Genomic DNA, 20,011 nt, shown 5'->3' with positions numbered 1-20,011 from the left:
AGGGCATTGAGATCGAAGGAGAAAGTGGAGGGCAAGATAAAAAGCACGATGTGTGGGACCATCTGCACCCGGTCGTAGCCTTGTTTCTCAAGGCTTTGCGGCGTCCCGCCGCGATGTGCGGAGCAAGCCCCGCGATGTGGACCTTGCACCGTTTTCCGCTGTTCGCGCGGCCTTGCCGCACATCGCGGGGCTGGCGGCCATGAAAGGAGAGGATGATTTCCGCATCCGGCCCGGCCGCATTCGCTCGCGGGGAAGCCAGCGAGGGCGACCCGCGATTGCCCAGGCGCTCGCCGCCGCGCAGCGCGCCGGAGGTATTGGCGCTGGCCGTGCGCGATCATCGGGCGCCGGCTTCTCGACCTTCGGTCGCGGCCGGATAGCAAGCATCCGGGCCACCCATCGTCTCGGCAGAAGGGCGCGCAATGTCGTCATTAAGGCCCGTGTCGTCCGGCACGGTGGCCGCTCCTCGCTCGCCGCCCATCTCAATTACCTGCAACGCGACGGCGTCACCCGCGACGGCGAGCGCGGTGTGCTGTTCGGCGCTGAGGCGGAGGGCCTCGACCGAAATGCGTTCGCCGCACGCTGCGAGGACGACCGGCATCATTTCCGCTTCATCGTCTCGCCCGAGGATGCCGCCCAGATGCGCGACCTCAAGGGCTTCACCCGCGAGCTGATGGCACAGATGGAAAGCGATCTCGGCACCCGCCTCGACTGGCGGGCCGTCGAGCACTGGAACACCGACAATCCCCATGTCCACATCATCGTGCGCGGCGTCGGCGACGATGGCCGCGACCTGGTCATAGCCCGCGACTATATCCGCCAGGGGATGCGCGCGTCGGCCCGCGAGATCGTCACCCAGGAACTCGGGCTGCGCACCGATCTCGAAATCCGGCAATCGCTGGAACGACAGGTCGATGCCGAACGCTGGACCGACATCGATCGCGCCCTCGCGCGGGAGCGCGACCGCAACGGCATCATCGACACCGCGCCGGAACGGGGCGTTCCTCCCGGCCCTGACCATGGACTGCGGATCGGCCGCTTGCGCAAGCTGGAGGGGCTGGGCCTCGCCAGCGAGATCGCACCCGGCCAGTGGACGATGCGCGGCGACGCGGAAACCACGCTGCGCGAGTTGCAGACCCGCGGTGACATCATCAAGCGGATGCACCAGGCAATGGCGGAGCGCGGCATCGACCGGGGCGCAGCCAGCTATGTGCTCGAACCCGATCCCGGCCAGCCGGTGATCGGCAGGCTGGTCGATCGTGGTCTCCATGACGAACTGTCCGGCAGCGCCTACGCTATCGTCGACGGGATCGACGGGCGCACCCACCATGTCCAGCTTCCCGACATCAAGGCGACCGGCGATTGCAGGCCGGGGGCGATTGTCGAACTGCGCCGCTTCGAGGACCGCAAGGGGCGGCAGCGCGTGGCGCTTGCCGTGCGCTCGGACCTGGACCTTACCGAACAGATCACCGCGCCGGGAGCAACATGGCTCGACCGCCGCAACCTGTCGGGTGATGGGCGCGATCTCGGCGGCGGGTTCGGGGCAGAGGTGCGGGGCGCCATGGAGGCTCGCGCGGAGCATCTCGCGGACGAGGGACTGGCGCGGAGGCAAGGCCAGCGCATCGTCTTCGCGCGCAATCTGCTCGACACGCTCAGGCGGCGCGAACTGGATGCCGCCACAGCGAAGCTGTCGACCGAGATCGGGTTGCCGCACACGCCCTCGCGGACTGGCGACTATGTCATGGGAACCGTGCGCCAGCGCCTGACGCTGGCATCGGGCCGCTATGCGATGATCGACAATGCGCTGGGGTTCCAGCTTGTGCCCTGGTCGCCCTCACTCGACCGCCAGATCGGCAAGCACATCTCCGGCGTCATGCGCGGTAATGGCGGCGTGGACTGGTCGTTCGGGCGCGGCCGGGGGCTAGGGCTGTGATCAGGGCGTCAGAGGTCGATCGTGCGGCCCGCGCTCCCGCGCTCATGAGAAAGGCGCGGACGCACCGGCTCGATCGGATGATAATAGACGATCGTAGGTTCGGGCTGCGAGAACGGTTCGCCCTGCGCCGGAGCAGGCATGGCGGGCTGCGCGCCAGGAGCAGGCTGGCCTGTCATGGTAAGCAGGCGGACGAATGCCAGAATGGCGAACACCAGCCCGCCGCCGATGCTTGCGACGACCGGCCATACCGGACCTTGCGCGCCGGTCTGGATCGCCATCCCATATGTCGCGGCGGCGCCCGCATATGCAGCCGGGCCGACGAAGGCGAGAATGACCGGCAGCCGTATCCAGAGCGAACGGGCGGCCATCCCGAGATGCAGGATGGCGAGACCGATCACCGTGCCAATAAATCCCATGCCGATCGCCAGCAGCCAGCCGGAGCCATGCTGAAAGGCAAGGTAGCCAAGGCCAATACCCGCGGCGAGCGGCAGCGCCCACATCATCAGATGATAGAGCAGCCAGAGCGCCAGGATCGACACGATGATCTGGATGACGATCACGGCGCCTCCTCCTTCAATGGCCGCGCGAATAGTTCGCCCATCATAGCATGGGCCGCGCGGCTTCAAGAAATTCTCGACACGACGGCCGGCCGCGGCGGTGAGCCTTCCTGTCCGCCCTGTTGGACGATCCGGAATGGCGGCTTTGAAACAGCAATCAGCTAAAGCGGAAGTACCACTTTGAGCAGAGACTTCATGCTCTAACTGGCACTCCAATCAGTTGACGCAAACGCTCACGGATTTCCTCGTAAACCGGCACGGCGACATCTTCTCCGACCTCCACAGTAACCGCCAGCCCATAGGGAATGGCATCGTCAAGCTCACCTGCTGCGGCCTTGCAAGCGACTTTCAATACCAGATTGCCGTCATCGACAAATGCCTTTGCCTCGTTACCTTCCCACCTACGGTGATAAACGGTGCCTCTTCCGAAGGCGTTGTGGGAGGGCTGTTGCTTCGAATTGCTGACGCCCAACGAAAGCCCTTTGTCACTTCCCGGCTCTACCTCGAACTTCGCCATACGGTACATTCGATGGTCGGTATTTAGAGGCGTAAACCACCCGACCGTCGCGGTAACGGCTCTGAACCCCGCCATGTTTTCGAGTTGGCGGGGCAGCGGAATTCGGAATTCGTCGGTTTCTTTCGCATGAATGGTATTCCATCCAATCATGGTCGCGCGCCGTTCAGTGCAGTCGATGACCTTCCCGATATCGACCATCCCGAATCCCAAAAATCGAGTGGCGTCCTCCCTCTGGTGTTCCCAGTAAGTGTTCCCGATTTCCTTCGAAATTTCCGCGACTTTCGTCGCTAAGCCATCATCCCATTTTGCCGCATGAACCAACAATGTTTTTGCGAGTACAGCATGGAAAGCTTCATTCACGCTTGGGTGGGGCGGTTCTGCTGGAATTTCATCCAGTGCTTCAATAATCTTTAGTGCGCTGTGGGTGGCCAATGCGGTCGCTACACTCGTACCACTAAAATTGAGCTTTCTTGTCAATTCGCCACTCGGACCGGGCGCGGCAGCACCGATACCAAAAAAGCGGCCAGGTTGCGCGACCGGATACACCGACATCGGCGCCTGATTACTTGTTGTTCGAACATGCTCGCGTCCGCCGGGGAGTAGAATTTCCGGCTTTACGCCTCGCAAATAGCCGAGTCCGAGAGCAGAACTTGGGTTAGGCAGGCACTCTGTCTCATATGGGTCGAGAGCCATTGGCCCTGACCCGTTAGGCTGGATAGTGTCTGCGTGACACGCACCAACAGTTAGTGCGTTCATGCCTTCCGATGGTGATAAAAGGCGGCGGGTTGCGCGTTGGCGAAGGATTGCTCGCAGTAGAATAGTTTCGCGCTCTTCGGCGGTGACAGCTTCAAAGTCGGCCCACGCCGCAACTTCATCCAATGGTATGGGATCTGGGATATTGCCGGCGCTGACGAGAACCAAAACGCCGTACTCCCATGAGAGGTAGTCAATCAGGCGCGCCCAAGGACTCAAAGCACCGGAAAAGCGACGGTTCAAATCACCGAGCGATAGGTTGACTACTTTGACGTTGGGCGCGGTTGGCTCACCATCGCCTTCCCCGACAAACATCCTGAGGAAGCTCCGCCAAACGAGATCGATTGCCAGCTTGTTTGGCGGCATAAGTTCGCGCCGTTGGCCATCGAATCCCACCTGCTGTGGAAACATGACGGGGCGGACGTATAATTGGCTGCGAACTGGCGCACTCGGCATCGGTGCATTCAGGTCTCCATGCACGATAAGAGAGGCCATGCTTGTGCCGTGAATTTGCTCACTCGCCTGTCCGTATTCGGCAGCAAAATCATCGGGGTCATCAACCGAAAGCCGATCTGCCAATTTTGTATGCTGCGCCATCGGAAGCCCGTCGAGCAAAGCTGCTCTGGGCGCTTGGGCCGGGTCTGGCGCATCCTCGGCATTGGCATCCTCAGCTTCAGCGAAATCCAGTTCTTGCGGGTCGGTCACAAGCGATTGCGGCCGCAACACCATCACTTCGTCAAATGCCGCTAGTCCGAGATCTGGATTATCGAGGATTTGTCGGACGTACTCAGGCCGAACTTGCAGAAGTGCCGCATCATATCGAATTTCTGGGATCGTCGCCTGATCGAGAATCGCACCTCCGGCCTCACCAACCATTTCTTGGAATTTCTGGTGCGCGGTTTCACGAAGCGGCGCACTTGTTCGATACCAAAATTCTACTTCCAGCGGGATAGGCTCATCGGGGGCTTCCTCCAGATGCCTGATCCAGTCGGCTTTGGCTTCTTCGGTTATTCTATCTTGAGGACCCCATGGCCGGATATCTGCCAAGTGGTCAAATACCTTCTTCCACTCTGTCCGTCCGTAGCCGAGTTCCTCACCCGCTTGGTATCGCTTCCACAAACTGACAATCTCGCGCAAGGCCGTTGCGTCAGGCATGGTGAAGTAAATGCGGCGACGAATTACCTTGTCAGGTTTGTCCTCGACAACGAAATCCTCATCTGGAGCAACTTCGTCTTGATCTTCGCCCAAAAATTCCAAGCCAGGCACATTGCGCCGCGCACGGTCGAAATCGACCACTTCACTCGCAATCTCAAAAACCAGTGCTCTTTCCGGCGCAATTGCCGCTGGATCGTTTCTGAGCTCCGCTAACTGCTGAGGGTCAGGGAGTACCTCAGATAGCCTTTCGAATTTTGGCCCAAGTCTCTGGCCTTGGCGTTCCGCTCCAGCCGGACGGACCTTTTCGACTATGACGGCAGGTTTCCCTTTCGGAGATTCCCTAGTGGGGTTCGGTAAGCTGAGAAGAGGACGATCTGCCATTCATTATTCCGCCGCTTTTGAACTTTGGTTTTTTGGTTGCGCGCGGTCCTCCCACGCTTGAAGCTGTTCACTAAGGATCGACTTGAGCGGCTTTTCATGCATCGAAAGAACCTCTCTGCGCCGGATATCCAAGATGAATTCTTCGGCCTCTGCGTAGCTCACTGAACCCAGTCGTTTGACGACATTTGCCGATGAAATTCCCGGAGAACCGTCAAACTTTTTGAACTGCTTTTCCAAATAGATTTGGAGCTCTTTGGCGGTGGGAGCAGGGAGGTTCAGTCGGAGCTGGAATCTGCGCCATACGGCTCGGTCGAGAAGCTCTGCATGGTTGGAAGCCGCGATAATCACGGCATAGCTCGGCAGTTCATCGACGTGCATCAAAAGAGAGGATACGACGCGTTTAATCTCACCAGTTTCATGGAGGTCTCCGCGTTCTTTGCCAACTGCATCGAACTCATCAAAGAACACCACACAGGGTGTCGTACGGATGAAATCGAACACTCTCTTTAGACGCTGTGCTGTTTCGCCAAGATAACTCCCAATGAGGGCTTCATAGCGGATAATAAAGAACGGCACTGCGAGCGATTCTGCGATTGCCTCGGCTAATGAGGTCTTTCCGTTACCCGGTGGTCCGACAAGCATCACCCGGTGGCGCGGGTCTAGTCCGTGCGCGCGTAAAAGGCTCGCGCGCTGCTGTTCTTCTATAAGTTGATCGATATTCTGCCGCGTCTGTTCGTTCAAAACGATGTCATCGAGGCGGTGCTTGGGTGTGACTTCTGCAAGCGCTTCGCGAACTCGGTTTTTGTTTTCATATCCGGAGGGGGGGAATGTTCGACTTCCGTTACCGTTCGTTTGGAGGGCACGAGTAAGCCGTTCCGCGAGCACGTTATGCTGCTTCCCTTTCTCTTCTGCGATGATGTTTTCCACGGCGGAGCGAACGGCAGTTTTATCGCCGCCGACACTGGCTTTCACCAGAGAGATTAAGAGGTCGCTTCGCGCCATCGCATCAATTTCCGTTGTGATTTTTCTTCAGCTTTTCCACGAGCGCCTCCACGATCCAGTGATTGCGCGAAATTGGCAGCTCTTCCTGCTCGACCTTGTTGTCGATCTCTTTCAGGATTGCTTCGGGTATCCTTATGGTCACAGGAACCCTGCTCTTATCCCCGTTCCGCTCTGCCATTCCATGAATCCACTATGATGTCACATTGATCTCATATTGACATTTTTCGAGAATGTCGAATGTTATGTTGGAGAGAGCCACCCGCCGCCACATTCTCATGACACTGTTTCACATCACCGAATTTAACTATTGAGCCTTGCTTTGCTAAACGATGAGAAATGCCGTTCGTCATCGGAAAGCCAAATATGAATAAACGGCAGGTATCAACGAACGAGGCTTGCCGAGCGAAAGGCGGCTATGTCGGCGGAAACTGCCGCCACACATCTGACGGACACACGCGGCTACGCCATTCCCTGTCTTTCTTCGCCAGCCTGCGATCTGCGCGAATAGTGCTTGAAACAGCGGATTCCTAGCCTCTCTCCTTGCCGCAAGGAGGTCATATGTCCGCGACCAAAATCCTCTGGGGCCAGATCACCGCCGTCTTCCTAATCGTGCTTTCCAGCATCTGGAGCGCGACCCAATGGACGGCATCGGCACTGGCGTATCAGCCAGAGCTTGGCCCACCCTGGTTCATGGTCGGCGACTGGCCGATCTATCCGCCGCCGGCCTTCTTCTGGTGGTGGTTCTCGTTCGACGCCTACGCACCCGACATTTTCCAGACCGGGGCATATATCGCTGTCTCCGGCGGGTTCGTGTCGATTGCGGTCGCCATCGCCATGTCGGTGTGGCGCGCGCGCGAACTGAAGAACGCTGAAACCTATGGCTCGGCGCGCTGGGCCAGCGAGAAGGAAATCCGCAAGGCCGGTCTGCTCGGCGACAATGGCGTGGTGCTGGGCCAGTTCGGGCGGGCCTATCTGCGCCATGACGGGCCGGAGCATGTTCTCTGTTATGCGCCGACCCGTAGCGGCAAGGGCGTCGGCCTGGTCGTGCCGTCGCTGCTGACTTGGCCGGGATCGGCCATCGTCCATGACATCAAGGGCGAGAACTGGACGCTGACCGCCGGCTTCCGTTCGCGGCACGGCCGCGTGCTGCTGTTCGATCCGACCAACGCGCTATCGGCAGCCTACAACCCGCTACTGGAGGTCCGGCGCGGCCAATGGGAGGTCCGCGACGTGCAGAACGTGGCCGATGTGTTGGTCGATCCCGAGGGCTCGCTCGAACGCCGCAATCATTGGGAAAAGACCAGCCACTCGTTGCTGGTCGGAGCGATCCTGCATGTGCTCTATGCCGAGCCGGACAAGACGCTGGCGGGGGTGGCCGCGTTCCTGTCGGACCCCGCGCGGCCGATCGAGACGACGCTCGACCGGATGATGGCGACCCGGCACCTGGGTGAGGCGGGCGTGCATCCCGTGATCGCCTCGGCGGCGCGCGAGTTGCTGAACAAGAGCGACAATGAGCGGTCGGGCGTGCTCTCGACCGCCATGTCCTTCCTCGGCCTCTACCGCGATCCGGTGGTCGCCGAGGTGACGCGCTGCTGCCAATGGCGCATCGCCGATCTCGTTGAAGGCCCCGAGCCGGTCACGCTTTATCTGGTCGTCCCGCCATCCGACATCTCGCGCACCCGTCCGCTCATTCGGCTCATGCTCAACCAGATCGGCCGGCGGCTGACGGAGGAACTGGACAGCGGGACGAAGCGCCATCGCCTGCTCATGATGCTTGACGAGTTCGCGGCGCTGGGGCGGCTCGACTTCTTTGAGAAGGCTCTGGCCTTCGTCGCTGGCTATGGAATCAAAGGTTTTTTGATCGCACAGAGCCTCAACCAGGTTGAGCAGGCCTATGGACCCAACAACGCCATCCTCGACAATTGTCACATCAGGGTCAGCTTCGCGACCAATGACGAGCGGACGGGAGAGCGCGTCTCGAAGGCGCTCGGCACCGCCACCGAGATGAAGGCGATGAAAAATTACGCCGGACATAGATTGAGCCCCTGGCTCGGGCACCTGATGGTCTCGCGCTCCGAAACCGCCCGCCAGCTTCTGACCCAGGGCGAGGTCATGACCCTTCCGCCCGACGAGGAAATCGTCATGGTGTCGGGCATCCATCCGATCCGCGCCAAGAAGGCGGCCTATTATACCGATCCGCGTCTGACCACGCGCATCATGGCGCCGCCCGATCCGGCCACGTGGACCGACCGGGAAATCCGTCCCGACGACTGGCGAAGCCTGCCGCCCATCGCGCCCGACGATAGGATGATGCGCGCATTCGCCAGGCGGCGGGAAGAAGCGAAAGGCATCGGGCAACCGAAGGGCGGGAAGGCGAAGGCTGACGAGGCGGACGGCGAGAAGTCCGACAGCACAGGGGAGAGCGAGGCGGCGGCGGACATCCGTCAGGAACCCGAGCAGGAGCGGCATCTCGACATCGCGCCCAAACCCCGGCCCGCGCCGTCCAACGAGTTCGACCCGGACGAGCCGGAATCCGATGCGGACGCCATCCGCAACCGGGAAATCCAGCGCGAGCAGGCGATGAACGCGCGCCGGGCCTCAATGGACCGGGATGACGGGATCGAGCTATGAGCAAGGACAGGCTTTCGGTCTATCTCGACCGCGACATCATGCAGGCGCTGGCTTCTTATGCCGACCGGCGCGGGCAATCCCGCTCGCTGGTGGCGGAAGCGGCCATTGCCTCCTTCCTCTCGCCCGATGGGGACGAGCGGCGCGAGGCGGCGATGGCGAAGCGCATGGACCGGCTAGATCGCAAGGCGGCGCGACTCGAACGCGATCTCGGCATCGGCGTCGAGATGATCGCGCAGTTCGTGCGCTTCTGGCTGACATCGACCCCGCCACCGCCCGAAACGGAACGCGCGGCGCTGCGCCGCCTGGGGAACGACCGCTATGACGCCTTCATCGAGGCGCTGGGGCGTAGGCTCGCCAATGGACCGAGAGTCCGGCAGGAGATCGGCGAGGATGTCTCGACCGCCGCGAAGGAATAGCCACTGATTGCCAGTCGGCGTGAAACATGATAAGCGTTTAAGCGTAAAACAGCTTATCGGAGTGAGTGATCATGGGCGATGTAACCCGCTGGACCGTCAATGTAGCGCCGGAAACGGATATCGAGGTTCGGACCTATCTCGCACAACGCGGGATGAAGAAGGGCGACCTGTCGAAATTCATCGAAGAATCAGTCAAATGGCGTCTGCTTGACCTGACCCTCACGGAAGTCAGGGCCGGGTTCGACGATCTTTCCGTCGATGAACTGGACAGCCTGATCGAGGAAGCGGTCGCCGACGCGCGCAAGCAGTAAGCCATGCGCGTTGTCATCGACACCAATGTCTTTATCAGCGCCCTGCTGTCGAGCCGATCACTGCCCGCACAGTTGGTCGCGCTATGGCAGCAGGGGCATTTCAGCCTGCTGACATCCATCGAGCAGATCGAAGAATTGCGCCGCGTCACGCGCTACGCAAAGATACGCGCCCGTCTGTCGCCGATGCTGGCCGGGCGCTTGGTCAATGAATTGCGGAGAATCGCCACCGTTCTCGATGATTTGCCTGTTGTCACTATTTGCCGCGATCCCTGGGACAATTATTTGCTCGCCACCGTTGAAGCGGGAGCCGCCAATATGCTCATCACTGGCGACAAGGCCGACCTGTTGAGTCTGGAACGGCACGCGGGCGCACGGATCATCACGGTGCGCCAGTTTCTCGAACTGATAGGCAAAGCACCGCAAGCGAATAATTAGTCCGCGGCGCTGATACAAAAACTCACAGCACCAGTGGCAGACTGCAAGGATTTGTATCGTATCTGGCTGGGGATGACAGCCAATTGGTAGCGAGCATAACGGCAGCTTTCGGGGTAACGACCACGCCCTCGTGACCGTCGCCGCCGCGCACTGCCCACAAGCGCAGATTCGGGGTTGCGCGAAAGCGCCCCTACGCCATTCCCTGTCTTTCTTCGCCAGCCTGCGACGGCTGCATTTCCTTGTTGAATCCCCTCCTTTTCTGTCTCTCTTGATGTGTCCCTGACGTCGGGCGGCGGTTCGCCCGGCCTATTTCAGGGGCTTCTTCTTGACCGTCCACCCGATCCGATCCGAGGCGAGGACGCGCGGCGCACGGATGCTGCGCACGGCGCTCGGACCGTCGATCGCGGCCTGGCTCGACGACCCGCAAGTGATCGAGGTGATGCTCAACCCGGACGGTCGGCTCTGGATCGACCGGCTCGGCGAAGGCATCAGCGACACCGGCATGATGCTGGCCGCAGCGGACGGCGAGCGCATCGTGCGCCTGGTCGCCCACCATGTCGGCGTCGAGGTTCATGCGCGCAGCCCGCGCGTCTCGGCCGAGCTGCCCGAGGGCGGCGAACGGTTCGAGGGATTGCTGCCGCCGATCGTCGCGGCCCCTGCTTTCGCGATCCGCAAGCCCGCCGTCGCGGTGTTCACGCTCGACGATTATGTGTCCGCCGGGATCATGTTGGCCGCTGAAGCGGACACGCTCCGGCAGGCTGTTCCGGCCCGCGCGAACATCCTCGTGGCGGGCGGCACCGGCAGCGGCAAGACGACGCTGGTCAATGCGCTGCTCGCCGAGGTGGCGAAAACCACCGATCGCATCGTGCTGATCGAGGATACCCGCGAGCTTCAATGCGCCGCGCCGAACCTGGTCGCCATGCGGACCAAGGACGGCGTCGTCTCGCTGTCCGATCTTGTCCGCTCCTCGCTGCGCCTGCGCCCCGACCGCATCCCCATCGGCGAGGTGCGCGGGAGCGAGGCGCTCGACCTTCTCAAAGCCTGGGGAACCGGACATCCCGGCGGGATCGGCACCATCCACGCCGGCACCGCGCTCGGCGCGCTCAGGCGCATGGAACAGCTCATCCAGGAAGCGGTGGTCACGGTCCCGCGCGCGCTGCTGGCCGAGACGATCGACCTGATCGCCGTGCTGGTCCGCGACGGACACGGCCGCCGCCTCGCCGAACTGGCCCGCGTCGAGGGGCTCGACCCCGCGACCGGCGACTACCGCCTCACGCCTCTTTCCAACACCCAGCCGGGAGAACCCACATGATCCATGCTTTCCGGCATGGCGCACGCCGCGCCATGCTCACCGCCACCGCCAGCGTGATCGCCGTGACGCTCGCCGCGCCAGCCCATGCGAGCGGATCGTCGATGCCGTGGGAGGCGCCGCTCCAGTCGATCCTCGAAAGCATCGAAGGGCCGGTCGCCAAGATTATCGCGGTGATGATCATCATCGTGACGGGCCTGACCCTGGCCTTCGGCGATACGTCGGGCGGGGCGAGGCGCATGATCCAGATCGTGTTCGGGCTCAGCATCGCGTTCGCGGCGTCGAGCTTCTTCCTGTCGTTTTTCAGCTTCGGCGGGGGGCTGATCGTCGCATGACGGGCGCGGCCGACACCGATGAGCCCATCGCGGGCTTCTATGCGCCCGTTCATCGCGCGCTGACCGAGCCGATCTTGCTCGGCGGCGCCCCGCGCTCGCTCGCCATCGTCAACGGGACGCTGGCGGGCGCGATTGGCCTGGGCTTGCGCCTCTGGATCGCCGGGCTGGCGATCTGGGCCATCGGCCACGCTCTCTCGGTATGGGCCGCGCGCCGCGATCCGCAGTTCGTGGACGTGGCGCGCAGGCACCTGCGCTTTCCGGTCTGGATGCGGCCATGATGAGCCTGCGCGAATACCGGAACAAGGCCGCGCATCTCGCCGACTTCCTGCCCTGGGCGGCGCTGGTCGGCGAAGGGGTGGTGCTCAACAAGGACGGCTCGTTCCAGCGCACGGCGCGCTTTCGCGGTCCCGATCTCGACAGCGCGACGCCCGCCGAGCTGGTCGCGACGACCGCGCGGCTCAACAATGCGCTGCGCCGTTTGGGCTCGGGCTGGGCGATCTTCGTCGAGGCGCAGCGCACCCCCGCGCTCGACTATCCCGACTCCGACTTCCCCGATCCCGTCTCGGCGCTGGTCGATATGGAGCGGCGCGAACAGTTCCGCGAGGAAGGCGCGCATTTCGAGAGCGGCTATTATCTGACGCTGCTCTGGATGCCTCCGGCGGAGGACGCCGCCCGCGCCGAAACCTGGCTCTATGAAGGCCGTTCCGGCGCGGGCGTCGATCCGTGGGAATCGCTGGCGGGCTTCAAGGATCGCAGCGACCGGGTGCTCAATCTGATCGAAGGCTTCGTGCCGGAGGTCCGCTGGCTCGATGATGCCGAGACGCTGACCTATCTGCACAGCACCGTCTCGACCCGCCGCCAGCGCGTGCGCGCCCCGGAAACGCCGATGCACCTCGACGCGCTGCTGGCCGACGAGCCGCTGACTGGCGGGCTGGAGCCGAAGCTTGGCGAGCATCACGTCCGCACATTGACGGTCGTGGGATTCCCCAGCGTCACCTTCCCCGGTGTGCTCGACGAGCTGAACCGGCTGGCGTTCGGCTATCGCTGGTCGACGCGCGCGATCATGCTCGACAAGACCGACGCGACCAAGGTGCTGGCTCGCATCCGCCGCCAGTGGTTCGCCAAGCGCAAGTCGGTCGCGGCCATCCTCAAGGAAGTGATGACCAACGAGGCGTCCACGCTGCTCGACAGCGACGCCTCGAACAAGGCTCTGGATGCCGATGCCGCGCTGCAAGAGCTTGGCGCGGACTATGCCGGCATGGCCTATGTGACGGCGACCGTCACGGTATGGGACCGCGATCCGGCCATTGCCGCCGAGAAGCTGCGGCTCGCCGAGAAGATCATCCAGGGCCGCGATTTCACCGTCATTCCCGAGGGCATGAACGCGATCGAGGCATGGCTGGGAAGCCTGCCCGGCCACACTTACGCCAACGTCCGGCAGCCCCCGATTTCCACTCTCAATCTCGCCCACCTGATCCCCCTCTCAGCGGTATGGGCGGGGCCGGAACGGGACGAGCATTTCGGCGCTCCCCCCTTGCTTTACGGCAAGACCGAAGGCTCGACCCCGTTCCGGTTTTCCCTTCACCCCGATGGCAGCGACGTCGGCCACACGCTGGTCGTCGGCCCCACGGGCGCGGGCAAGTCGGTGCTGCTCGCGCTGATGGCGATGCAGTTCCGCCGCTACGAGAAGGGGCAAGTCTTCGCGTTCGACTTCGGCGGCAGCATCCGTGCCGCCACGCTCGCCATGGGTGGGGACTGGCAGGATCTCGGCGGCGGTCTGTCCGACGACAGCGACGGCGGCGTCCAGTTGCAGCCACTCGCGCGGATCGACGACCCCGCCGAGCGGGCATGGGCGGCCGAATGGCTGGCCGCGATCTTCACGTCCGAAGGTGTCACCGTCGATCCGCAGGCGAAAGAGCATATCTGGTCGGCGCTGGGATCGCTCGCCAGCGCGCCGGTCGCGGAGCGCACGCTCACCGGCCTCGCCGTCCTGCTGCAATCGCAGGCGCTCAAGCAGGCGCTCGCGCCATATTGCATCGGCGGGCCGTGGGGTCGGCTGCTCGACGCCGAGGCCGAACGGCTCGGCGAAGCCGATATCCAGGCGTTCGAGACGGAAGGGCTTGTCGGCTCGGGAGCCGCCGCGGCGGTCCTCTCCTATCTGTTCCACCGGATCGAGGCACGGCTGGACGGCTCGCCCACGCTCATCATCATCGACGAGGGCTGGCTGGTGCTCGATAGCCCGGCTTTCGCGGCACAGCTTCGCGAGTGGCTGAAAACCCTGCGCAAGCGCAATGCCATCGTCGTGTTCGCGACGCAGAGCCTCGCGGACGTCGATACGTCGAGCATCGCACCGGCCATCATCGAGAGTTGCCCGACGCGCATCTTCCTGCCCAACGAGCGCGCGGCCGAGCCGCAGATCGCGTCCATCTACGAGCGGTTCGGTCTCAACTCCAGGCAGATCGAAATCCTCAGCCGGGCGACGCCGAAGCGCGATTATTACTGCCAGTCGCGGCGAGGCAACCGCCTGTTCGAGCTGGGGCTGGGAGAGGTCGCGCTCGCCTTCACCGCCGCGTCGTCGAAAACCGACCAGATCGCCATCGCCGACATCATGGAAACCCACGGGCAATCCGGGTTCGCGGCCGAATGGCTGCGCCATCGCGGGCTCGCCTGGGCCGTCGAGCTTCTTCCCTCCGATCCGCAACGTCAACCTCAGCAGGAGCTACCTCTATGACCGGAATCCCCCTGCGCCGCGCCATCCTGGCCGGCGTCCTCGCCAGCGCGGCCATGGTGCCGATGATCGCGCCCATGCCGGCCTACGCGCAGTTCGGCGGGATCGTCTATGACCCAACCAATTACGCGCAAAATATGCTGACGGCCGCCCGGTCGCTCCAGCAGATCAACAATCAGATCCAGCAAATCCAGCAGCAGGCGACGAGCCTCATCAACGAGGCGCGCAACCTCACCTCGCTGCCGTTCTCCTCGCTCCAGCAGCTCCAGCAACAGGTGCAGCGCACCCAGCAGCTTCTCTCCGAGGCACAGCGCATCGCCTACGATGTGCAGGACATCCAGCAGGCGTTCAACGGCCGCTACAAGGGTGCGGCGCTGACCGGCGATCACGCGCAGATGGTCGCCAATGCGAACGCTCGCTGGGAGGATAGCGTCGGCGCCTTTCAGGATGCCTTGCAGGTGCAGGCCGGCGTCGTCGGCAATATCGAAGGAGCCCGCACGACGATGGACAGCCTGGTCTCGGCCAGCCAGTCGGCGACCGGCGCGCTCCAGGCGACGCAGGCGGGCAACCAGCTCCTCGCGCTGCAATCGCAGCAGCTCGCCGACCTCACCGCCGCGGTCGCGGCGCAGGGCCGGGCGCAGGCGCTGCAATCCGCTCGTCAGGCGGCCGAGGAGGCCGAAGGGCGTGAGCGGTTTCGCCGCTTCATGGGCAACTGAGACTACCCATGTCGCGTACGGCGAAAATCGCAGGGGTAGCGGCGCTGGCCGGGCTGATGATGACGGTGGCGATCGTGGCCGCCGTCCAGCCCGATGAGCCTGCGTCTGCGCCGCCGCTCATCTTGCCGGCGGACGAAGACCAGGCCGGGCTCGCCCGCGAGCTGGACCGCTGCGCCTCGCTGACCATGCCGGACAGCGGCTGCGAAGCGGCCTGGGCCGCCAACCGCCGCCGCTTCTTCCGCCAGGACGAGACCACACCCGCGACTGAGCGCGGCGACGACATGGCGCCGGATGAAGGCGCGCGGCCATGAACGACACCGGCGTTATCGACAATTTCCTCAGCGTCTTCACCGGCTACATCGACAGCGGATTCGGGCTGCTCGGCGGCGAGGTTGCGTTTCTCTCGACCACGCTGATCGCCATCGACGTGACGCTCGCCGGCCTGTTCTGGGCCTGGGGCGCAGACGAGGACGTGCTTCAGCGCCTTGTCAAGAAGACGCTTTACATCGGCACCTTCGCTTTCATCATCGGCAATTTCGCGCTGCTCGCGACCATCGTGTTCGAGAGCTTCGCCGGGCTCGGCCTCCAGGCCAGCGGCGGCGCCATGACGATCGACGAGTTCATGAAGCCCGGCACGATCGCGGCCAAGGGGCTCGAAGCGGCCAAGCCGCTGCTCGACGCGGCGGGGCAGTTCTCCAGCCTTTGGGCCGTGTTCTCGAACCTCGCGCTGATCCTCGTGCTGCTGCTCGCATGGGTGATCGTGGTGCTCGCCTTCTTCATTATCGCCGTGCAGGTCTTCATCACGCTGATCGAGTTCAAATTGGTGACGCTCGCCGGGTTCGTCCTGCTGCCGTTCGCCTTCTTCAACAAGACCGCCTTCATGGCCGAGAGGGTGCTGGGCCATGTCGTCTCGACCGGCATCAAGGTGCTGGTGCTCGCGGTCATCACCGGCATCGGCACCACGCTGTTCAGCCAGTTCACCGGCGCGGCCCTCGGCCCCGCGCCCGACATCAATCAGGTCATGGCCATCGCTCTCGCCGCGTTGTCGCTGCTAGGCCTGTCGATCTTCGGCCCCGGCATTGCCAACGGCATCGTCTCGGGCGGCCCGCAGCTTGGCGCGGGCGCGGCGGCCGGGACCGCGCTGGCCGCAGGCGGCGTGCTGGTCGGTGGCGCGGCCGCCGCACGGCTTGGCGTCGGGGCCACCGGTTCCGCCCTCGGCGCGGCTGGCCGGATGACCGGCGCCGCGGCGCGAGGCGGCGCTCAGATGGCGGGCGGCGCCACCAGCGCCTACAGCCTCGGCTCGCTTGGCAAGAGCGGCGTGGGCGCCGTCGCGGGCGGCATGGCCGCGGTCGGCCAGGCGGCGGCGGGCAGCGCGGCGAACGCCGTCCTGTCGCCGCTGCGCCAAGCGGCCGCCAAGGGCGGCGCGGCGATGAAGTCCAATTTTCGCTCCGGCGCCCGCGCCGGGTTCACCGCCACCGGCGGCACGATCACCGGCGGGCCCGCGACCGCCGCCCCCGCGACCGCACCCGCAGGCGGTTCCGCATCGGCGGGCTCGTCGGCCCAGCCTGAATGGGCCGCCGCGATGAAACGCCGCCAGTCCGTTACCCACGGCGCGACCGTCCTCGCCCACACCGTGAAGGCTGGCGACAGCCACGGCGGCGGCGCTGGTCCCGACATCAAAGAGAAGGACTGACCTCTCATGTTCCGACGCCCCACCATCCGCTACGGCCAGACCCCCGAACCCACGACACCCTATCAGCGCGCAGCCCAGCAATGGGACGATCGCATCGGCTCCGCCCGCGTCCAGGCGAAGAACTGGCGCCTCGCCTTCTTCGGCGCACTGGCGCTCTCGGGCGGCCTTTCCGCCGGTCTGGTCTGGCAATCGGCGCGCGGCCATATCGTCCCCTGGGTGGTGCAGGTCGATCGGCTCGGCGAGGCGCAGGCGGTCGCGCCCGCCAAGGCCGGCTATCGCCCCACCGATCCGCAGATCGCGTTCCACCTCGCCCGCTTCATCGAGCAGGTCAGGGCGATCCCGGCCGATCCCGTCATCGTCCGCCAAAACTGGCTGCGTGCCTACGACTTCACCACCGATCGCGGAGCGGTGGCGCTCAACGACTACGCCCGCGCCAACGATCCGTTCGCCAATGTCGGCCGGGTACAGGTCGCGGTGGACGTGTCGAGCGTGATCCGGGCATCGCCCGACAGCTTCCGCGTGGCCTGGACCGAGCGTCGCTATCAGGACGGTAGCCTCGCAGCCACCGAACGCTGGTCGGCCATCCTCACGATCGTCGTGCAACCGCCGCGCACGCCCGATGCGTTGCGCAAGAATCCGCTCGGCGTCTTCGTCAATGCCCTCAACTGGTCAAAGGAGCTGTCGCAATGACGCACACGCCATTTCGCCGTTCCGCCTCGGCGGTCTTGCTTGTCTCCGCCACCGCGCTCGCCGGCTGCGCCACCACATCGGCGAAGCCGCCCGCGATTCGCTACGACGATCCGCCGCGCGAGATCGCGGCGACGCCCGCACCGGAACCGCCGCGCGCCGTCGAGGTGGTGACGATCCCCGAACCCCTGCCGCTCCCCGGCCAATTGAAGCCGGTTGCGGCCGGGGCGACGACTTCCGAGCCCGCCGATCCACGCAGGCGCGTCGGCGCGGCCAACGCCGCCGCCCGCGTGCAGCCGATGCGTGATGGTTTCCTCAACGCCATCCAGCAATATCCTTGGACCGACGGCGCGCTTTATCAGGTCTATGCCGCGCCCGGCCAGGTGACGGACATCGCGCTTCAGGAAGGCGAGCAACTCGTGGGACCGGGGCCGGTCGCGGCCGGCGATACGGTCAGGTGGATCATCGGCGACACGGTGAGCGGCAGCGGCGCGACGGCGCGCGTGCATATCCTCGTGAAGCCCACGCGCCCCGACGTTTCCACGAACCTCGTCATCAACACCGACCGGCGCACCTATCATCTGGAGCTGCGCGCGACGGCATCGACCTACATGGCGTCCGTCTCGTGGACCTATCCGCAGGACCAGCTCATCGCCCTGCGCGGCACCAATGCCGCAGCCGCCGCCTCGGCCCCCGTCGCCGCCGGCCTCGACCTCGCGGCGCTCAATTTCCGTTACCGGATCGAGGGCGACCGCGTGCCGTGGAAGCCGGTTCGCGCCTTCGACGATTCCGCCCAGGTATTCATCGAGTTTCCGGCCGGGATCTCGCAGGGCGAGATGCCGCCGCTGTTCGTGACCGGCGCGGCCGGCGATGCCGAGTTGGTCAACTACCGCGTCCAGGGCCGCTACATGGTGGTGGACCGGCTGTTCGCCGCCGCCGAGCTGCGGCTGGGCGACAAGCGCAGCGAGCAGCGCGTCCGCATCGTGCGTGACGATGGGCGCAGGGGGCGGCGGTGACCGATCCGGCCGACAATTCCCCGCCCGAGGCGGCCGCACCGCAAGCGCCGCGCTCCGATCCTCAAGCCTTCCAGCTTCGTGGGCCGACGCCGCGCGTCATGCGCCTGTCGCGCAAGGCGCTGGCCGCCATCGGCGTCGTCGCCAGCCTCGGGATCGGCGGCTCGCTGATCTATGCGCTCAAGCCGGCCGGCGAGAAGGAGGCCAAGGAGCTTTACAGCACAGACAGCCGCGCCACCTCCGAGACCATCACATCGGGACCGCGCGACTACAGCCAGGCGCCGAAACTCGGCCCGCCGCTTCCCGGCGATCTCGGCCGCCCGATCGTCTCGGCGCAGCAGCGCGGCGAGAATGTCCCGGTCCCACCGGTCGGCGCCCCGCCCGATCCGCGCGCGCAGGCCGAGGAAGCCGCGCGCCAGCGCATCAGCCAAGAGCGCGATGCGGCGCGCATGAGCGGCGTGTTCCTCGGCGGCAGCAGCGCCGGGACCGCTGCGATGCCTTCGCCGCCGAACCTCGCAATCGCAACGCCCGATGCTGCCGCTCCGCAGCCCGGCGAGGGCGCACTGCGCGACCAGGCCGCCAAGCGCGCCTTCATGGCGCAGGCGTCCAGCCAGCGCACGGTGAGCGTCGAGCGCCTGACCGCGCCGGCCTCGCCCAGCATCGTGCAGGCCGGCAGCATCATCGCGGCCGCCCTCATCACCGGCATCCGCTCCGACCTTCCGGGCCAGATCACCGCCCAGGTGACGGCCAATGTCTATGACAGTCCTACCGGCCGCATCCTGCTCATCCCGCAAGGGGCGCGACTGATCGGCGAGTATGATAGCGAGATCGCCGCCGGGCAGACCCGCGTGCTGCTCGCATGGGACCGCCTCATCATGCCGGACGGCCGCTCGATCGTTCTCGAGCGCCAGCCCGGCGCCGATGCGGCCGGCTATGCCGGCTTGCAGGATCGCGTGAACCAGCATTGGGGCAACCTGCTCAAGGCCGCCGCCGTCTCGACGCTGCTCGGAGTAGGGGCCGAGCTGGGCGCGGACAGCGAGGACGACCTGACCCGCGCGCTGCGCCGCGGCTCGCAGGACACCATCAATCAGGTCGGCCAGCAGATCGTGCGGCGGCAGCTCAACGTGCAGCCGACGCTCACCATCCGGCCCGGTCATCCGTTGCGCGTGGTTCTGACCCGCGACCTCGTATTGGAGCCGGTCGGAGGCGCACGATGAGCAAATTGAAGCTGGGGCCGCTTCCCGACGAGAAGCCAATAAAGGCCACGGTGGACATTCCCGCTGCGGTATATCGCGAACTGACCGCCTATGCGGAGGCGCACGCCGCCGAGACGGGCGGTTCGCCTGTGCCGCCCGAGAAACTGCTTGTGCCGATGGCCATTCAGCTCATGGCGACGGACCGGGGCTTTCGCCGGTGGCTCGCGCAGCGGAAGTGAGCGCGCG

General features: G+C 64.6%; 20 protein-coding genes. 16 read left to right on the top strand and 4 right to left on the bottom strand.

The annotated features are described in order from the left end of the window. Positions 1-199: 199 nt before the first annotated feature. On the top strand, positions 200-1,930 hold the full coding sequence (locus tag IQ35_RS16675) for a relaxase/mobilization nuclease domain-containing protein (RefSeq protein WP_145075138.1): 1,731 nt from the start codon (positions 200-202) through the stop codon (positions 1,928-1,930). Positions 1,931-1,938: 8 nt separating this feature from the next. Here IQ35_RS16675 and IQ35_RS16670 read toward each other — a convergent pair whose 3' ends face one another. From IQ35_RS16670 to IQ35_RS21100, 4 genes are all read right to left on the bottom strand, one after another. Next, positions 1,939-2,490, bottom strand: coding sequence for a hypothetical protein (locus tag IQ35_RS16670; protein WP_145075094.1), 552 nt, complete (start codon positions 2,488-2,490; stop codon positions 1,939-1,941). A gap of 190 nt (positions 2,491-2,680) precedes the next feature. Continuing rightward, on the bottom strand, positions 2,681-5,293 hold the full coding sequence (locus tag IQ35_RS16665) for a S8 family peptidase (RefSeq protein WP_145075091.1): 2,613 nt from the start codon (positions 5,291-5,293) through the stop codon (positions 2,681-2,683). 3 nt (positions 5,294-5,296) lie between these two features. Beyond that, positions 5,297-6,295, bottom strand: coding sequence for an AAA family ATPase (locus IQ35_RS16660; protein ID WP_145075088.1), 999 nt, complete (start codon positions 6,293-6,295; stop codon positions 5,297-5,299). 4 nt (positions 6,296-6,299) lie between these two features. Continuing rightward, positions 6,300-6,473 (bottom strand): YlcI/YnfO family protein, encoded by a 174-nt coding sequence (locus IQ35_RS21100; RefSeq protein WP_158636691.1) that lies wholly within the window; start codon positions 6,471-6,473, stop codon positions 6,300-6,302. A 380-nt stretch (positions 6,474-6,853) separates the two neighbouring features. On the opposite strand from IQ35_RS21100, the gene IQ35_RS16655 reads away from it, so the two are divergent. From IQ35_RS16655 to IQ35_RS16585, 15 genes are all read left to right on the top strand, one after another. Further along, positions 6,854-8,926, top strand: a complete 2,073-nt coding sequence (locus IQ35_RS16655) for a conjugal transfer protein TraG (RefSeq protein ID WP_145075085.1) — start codon at positions 6,854-6,856, stop codon at positions 8,924-8,926. Then, on the top strand, positions 8,923-9,342 hold the full coding sequence (locus IQ35_RS16650; protein ID WP_145075082.1) for a ribbon-helix-helix protein, CopG family: 420 nt from the start codon (positions 8,923-8,925) through the stop codon (positions 9,340-9,342). Before IQ35_RS16655 ends, IQ35_RS16650 begins: the two co-directional genes overlap by 4 nt. A gap of 71 nt (positions 9,343-9,413) precedes the next feature. Then, entirely contained in the window at positions 9,414-9,653 is a 240-nt protein-coding gene (locus IQ35_RS16645; protein ID WP_184204984.1) for a ribbon-helix-helix domain-containing protein, read from the top strand. Between the two features lie 3 nt (positions 9,654-9,656). Then, complete coding sequence (locus tag IQ35_RS16640; RefSeq protein WP_145075078.1) at positions 9,657-10,088, top strand: putative toxin-antitoxin system toxin component, PIN family; 432 nt, start codon at positions 9,657-9,659, stop codon at positions 10,086-10,088. A 325-nt stretch (positions 10,089-10,413) separates the two neighbouring features. After that, complete coding sequence (trbB, locus tag IQ35_RS16635; RefSeq protein WP_145075075.1) at positions 10,414-11,400, top strand: P-type conjugative transfer ATPase TrbB; 987 nt, start codon at positions 10,414-10,416, stop codon at positions 11,398-11,400. Next, a complete protein-coding gene (locus IQ35_RS16630) occupies positions 11,397-11,732 on the top strand; it encodes a TrbC/VirB2 family type IV secretion system protein (protein WP_145075072.1) in 336 nt (111 codons plus the stop codon). Before trbB ends, IQ35_RS16630 begins: the two co-directional genes overlap by 4 nt. Next, positions 11,729-12,010, top strand: a complete 282-nt coding sequence (locus IQ35_RS16625; RefSeq protein ID WP_145075069.1) for a VirB3 family type IV secretion system protein — start codon at positions 11,729-11,731, stop codon at positions 12,008-12,010. The genes IQ35_RS16630 and IQ35_RS16625 overlap by 4 nt, the downstream gene beginning before the upstream one ends. Then, positions 12,007-14,463: a conjugal transfer protein TrbE gene (trbE, locus tag IQ35_RS16620; RefSeq protein WP_145075066.1), complete on the top strand. Its 2,457-nt coding sequence runs from the start codon at positions 12,007-12,009 to the stop codon at positions 14,461-14,463. Before IQ35_RS16625 ends, trbE begins: the two co-directional genes overlap by 4 nt. Next, entirely contained in the window at positions 14,460-15,176 is a 717-nt protein-coding gene (gene trbJ, locus IQ35_RS16615) for a P-type conjugative transfer protein TrbJ (protein ID WP_145075063.1), read from the top strand. The genes trbE and trbJ overlap by 4 nt, the downstream gene beginning before the upstream one ends. Before the next feature lie 8 nt (positions 15,177-15,184). After that, on the top strand, positions 15,185-15,487 hold the full coding sequence (trbK-alt, locus tag IQ35_RS16610) for a putative entry exclusion protein TrbK-alt (RefSeq protein ID WP_145075060.1): 303 nt from the start codon (positions 15,185-15,187) through the stop codon (positions 15,485-15,487). Then, positions 15,484-16,869 carry a P-type conjugative transfer protein TrbL gene (trbL, locus tag IQ35_RS16605; protein ID WP_145075056.1) on the top strand — a complete coding sequence of 462 codons (1,386 nt, stop codon included), beginning with the start codon at positions 15,484-15,486 and terminating at the stop codon, positions 16,867-16,869. The genes trbK-alt and trbL overlap by 4 nt, the downstream gene beginning before the upstream one ends. A 6-nt stretch (positions 16,870-16,875) precedes the next feature. Continuing rightward, positions 16,876-17,559, top strand: coding sequence for a conjugal transfer protein TrbF (trbF, locus tag IQ35_RS16600; protein WP_145075053.1), 684 nt, complete (start codon positions 16,876-16,878; stop codon positions 17,557-17,559). Next, a complete protein-coding gene (gene trbG, locus IQ35_RS16595) occupies positions 17,556-18,572 on the top strand; it encodes a P-type conjugative transfer protein TrbG (RefSeq protein ID WP_145075050.1) in 1,017 nt (338 codons plus the stop codon). The genes trbF and trbG overlap by 4 nt, the downstream gene beginning before the upstream one ends. Beyond that, positions 18,569-19,786: a TraB/TrbI/VirB10 family type IV secretion system protein gene (locus IQ35_RS16590; RefSeq protein ID WP_145075047.1), complete on the top strand. Its 1,218-nt coding sequence runs from the start codon at positions 18,569-18,571 to the stop codon at positions 19,784-19,786. Before trbG ends, IQ35_RS16590 begins: the two co-directional genes overlap by 4 nt. Beyond that, positions 19,783-20,004 carry a DUF2274 domain-containing protein gene (locus IQ35_RS16585; protein WP_145075044.1) on the top strand — a complete coding sequence of 74 codons (222 nt, stop codon included), beginning with the start codon at positions 19,783-19,785 and terminating at the stop codon, positions 20,002-20,004. The genes IQ35_RS16590 and IQ35_RS16585 overlap by 4 nt, the downstream gene beginning before the upstream one ends. Positions 20,005-20,011 lie beyond the last annotated feature (7 nt).

Source organism: Sphingobium wenxiniae, from assembly GCF_007830065.1.
In the GTDB taxonomy this organism is placed as follows: domain Bacteria; phylum Pseudomonadota; class Alphaproteobacteria; order Sphingomonadales; family Sphingomonadaceae; genus Sphingobium; species Sphingobium wenxiniae.
The sequence above is the reverse complement of the archived record's forward strand: the minus strand, read 5'-3'. Positions and strand labels throughout refer to the sequence as shown.

What these genes read in the sequence shown, in the direction of transcription:
- IQ35_RS16675 (WP_145075138.1), top strand. Translation starts at nt 200, where the DNA reads ATGAAAGGAGAGGATGATTTCCGCATCCGGCCCGGCCGCATTCGCTCG.
- IQ35_RS16665 (WP_145075091.1), bottom strand. Translation starts at nt 5,293, where the DNA reads ATGGCAGATCGTCCTCTTCTCAGCTTACCGAACCCCACTAGGGAATCT.
- IQ35_RS16660 (WP_145075088.1), bottom strand. Translation starts at nt 6,295, where the DNA reads ATGGCGCGAAGCGACCTCTTAATCTCTCTGGTGAAAGCCAGTGTCGGC.
- IQ35_RS21100 (WP_158636691.1), bottom strand. Translation starts at nt 6,473, where the DNA reads ATGGCAGAGCGGAACGGGGATAAGAGCAGGGTTCCTGTGACCATAAGG.
- IQ35_RS16655 (WP_145075085.1), top strand. Translation starts at nt 6,854, where the DNA reads ATGTCCGCGACCAAAATCCTCTGGGGCCAGATCACCGCCGTCTTCCTA.
- IQ35_RS16650 (WP_145075082.1), top strand. Translation starts at nt 8,923, where the DNA reads ATGAGCAAGGACAGGCTTTCGGTCTATCTCGACCGCGACATCATGCAG.
- IQ35_RS16645 (WP_184204984.1), top strand. Translation starts at nt 9,414, where the DNA reads ATGGGCGATGTAACCCGCTGGACCGTCAATGTAGCGCCGGAAACGGAT.
- IQ35_RS16640 (WP_145075078.1), top strand. Translation starts at nt 9,657, where the DNA reads ATGCGCGTTGTCATCGACACCAATGTCTTTATCAGCGCCCTGCTGTCG.
- IQ35_RS16630 (WP_145075072.1), top strand. Translation starts at nt 11,397, where the DNA reads ATGATCCATGCTTTCCGGCATGGCGCACGCCGCGCCATGCTCACCGCC.
- IQ35_RS16625 (WP_145075069.1), top strand. Translation starts at nt 11,729, where the DNA reads ATGACGGGCGCGGCCGACACCGATGAGCCCATCGCGGGCTTCTATGCG.
- trbE (WP_145075066.1), top strand. Translation starts at nt 12,007, where the DNA reads ATGATGAGCCTGCGCGAATACCGGAACAAGGCCGCGCATCTCGCCGAC.
- trbJ (WP_145075063.1), top strand. Translation starts at nt 14,460, where the DNA reads ATGACCGGAATCCCCCTGCGCCGCGCCATCCTGGCCGGCGTCCTCGCC.
- trbK-alt (WP_145075060.1), top strand. Translation starts at nt 15,185, where the DNA reads ATGTCGCGTACGGCGAAAATCGCAGGGGTAGCGGCGCTGGCCGGGCTG.
- trbL (WP_145075056.1), top strand. Translation starts at nt 15,484, where the DNA reads ATGAACGACACCGGCGTTATCGACAATTTCCTCAGCGTCTTCACCGGC.
- trbF (WP_145075053.1), top strand. Translation starts at nt 16,876, where the DNA reads ATGTTCCGACGCCCCACCATCCGCTACGGCCAGACCCCCGAACCCACG.
- trbG (WP_145075050.1), top strand. Translation starts at nt 17,556, where the DNA reads ATGACGCACACGCCATTTCGCCGTTCCGCCTCGGCGGTCTTGCTTGTC.
- IQ35_RS16585 (WP_145075044.1), top strand. Translation starts at nt 19,783, where the DNA reads ATGAGCAAATTGAAGCTGGGGCCGCTTCCCGACGAGAAGCCAATAAAG.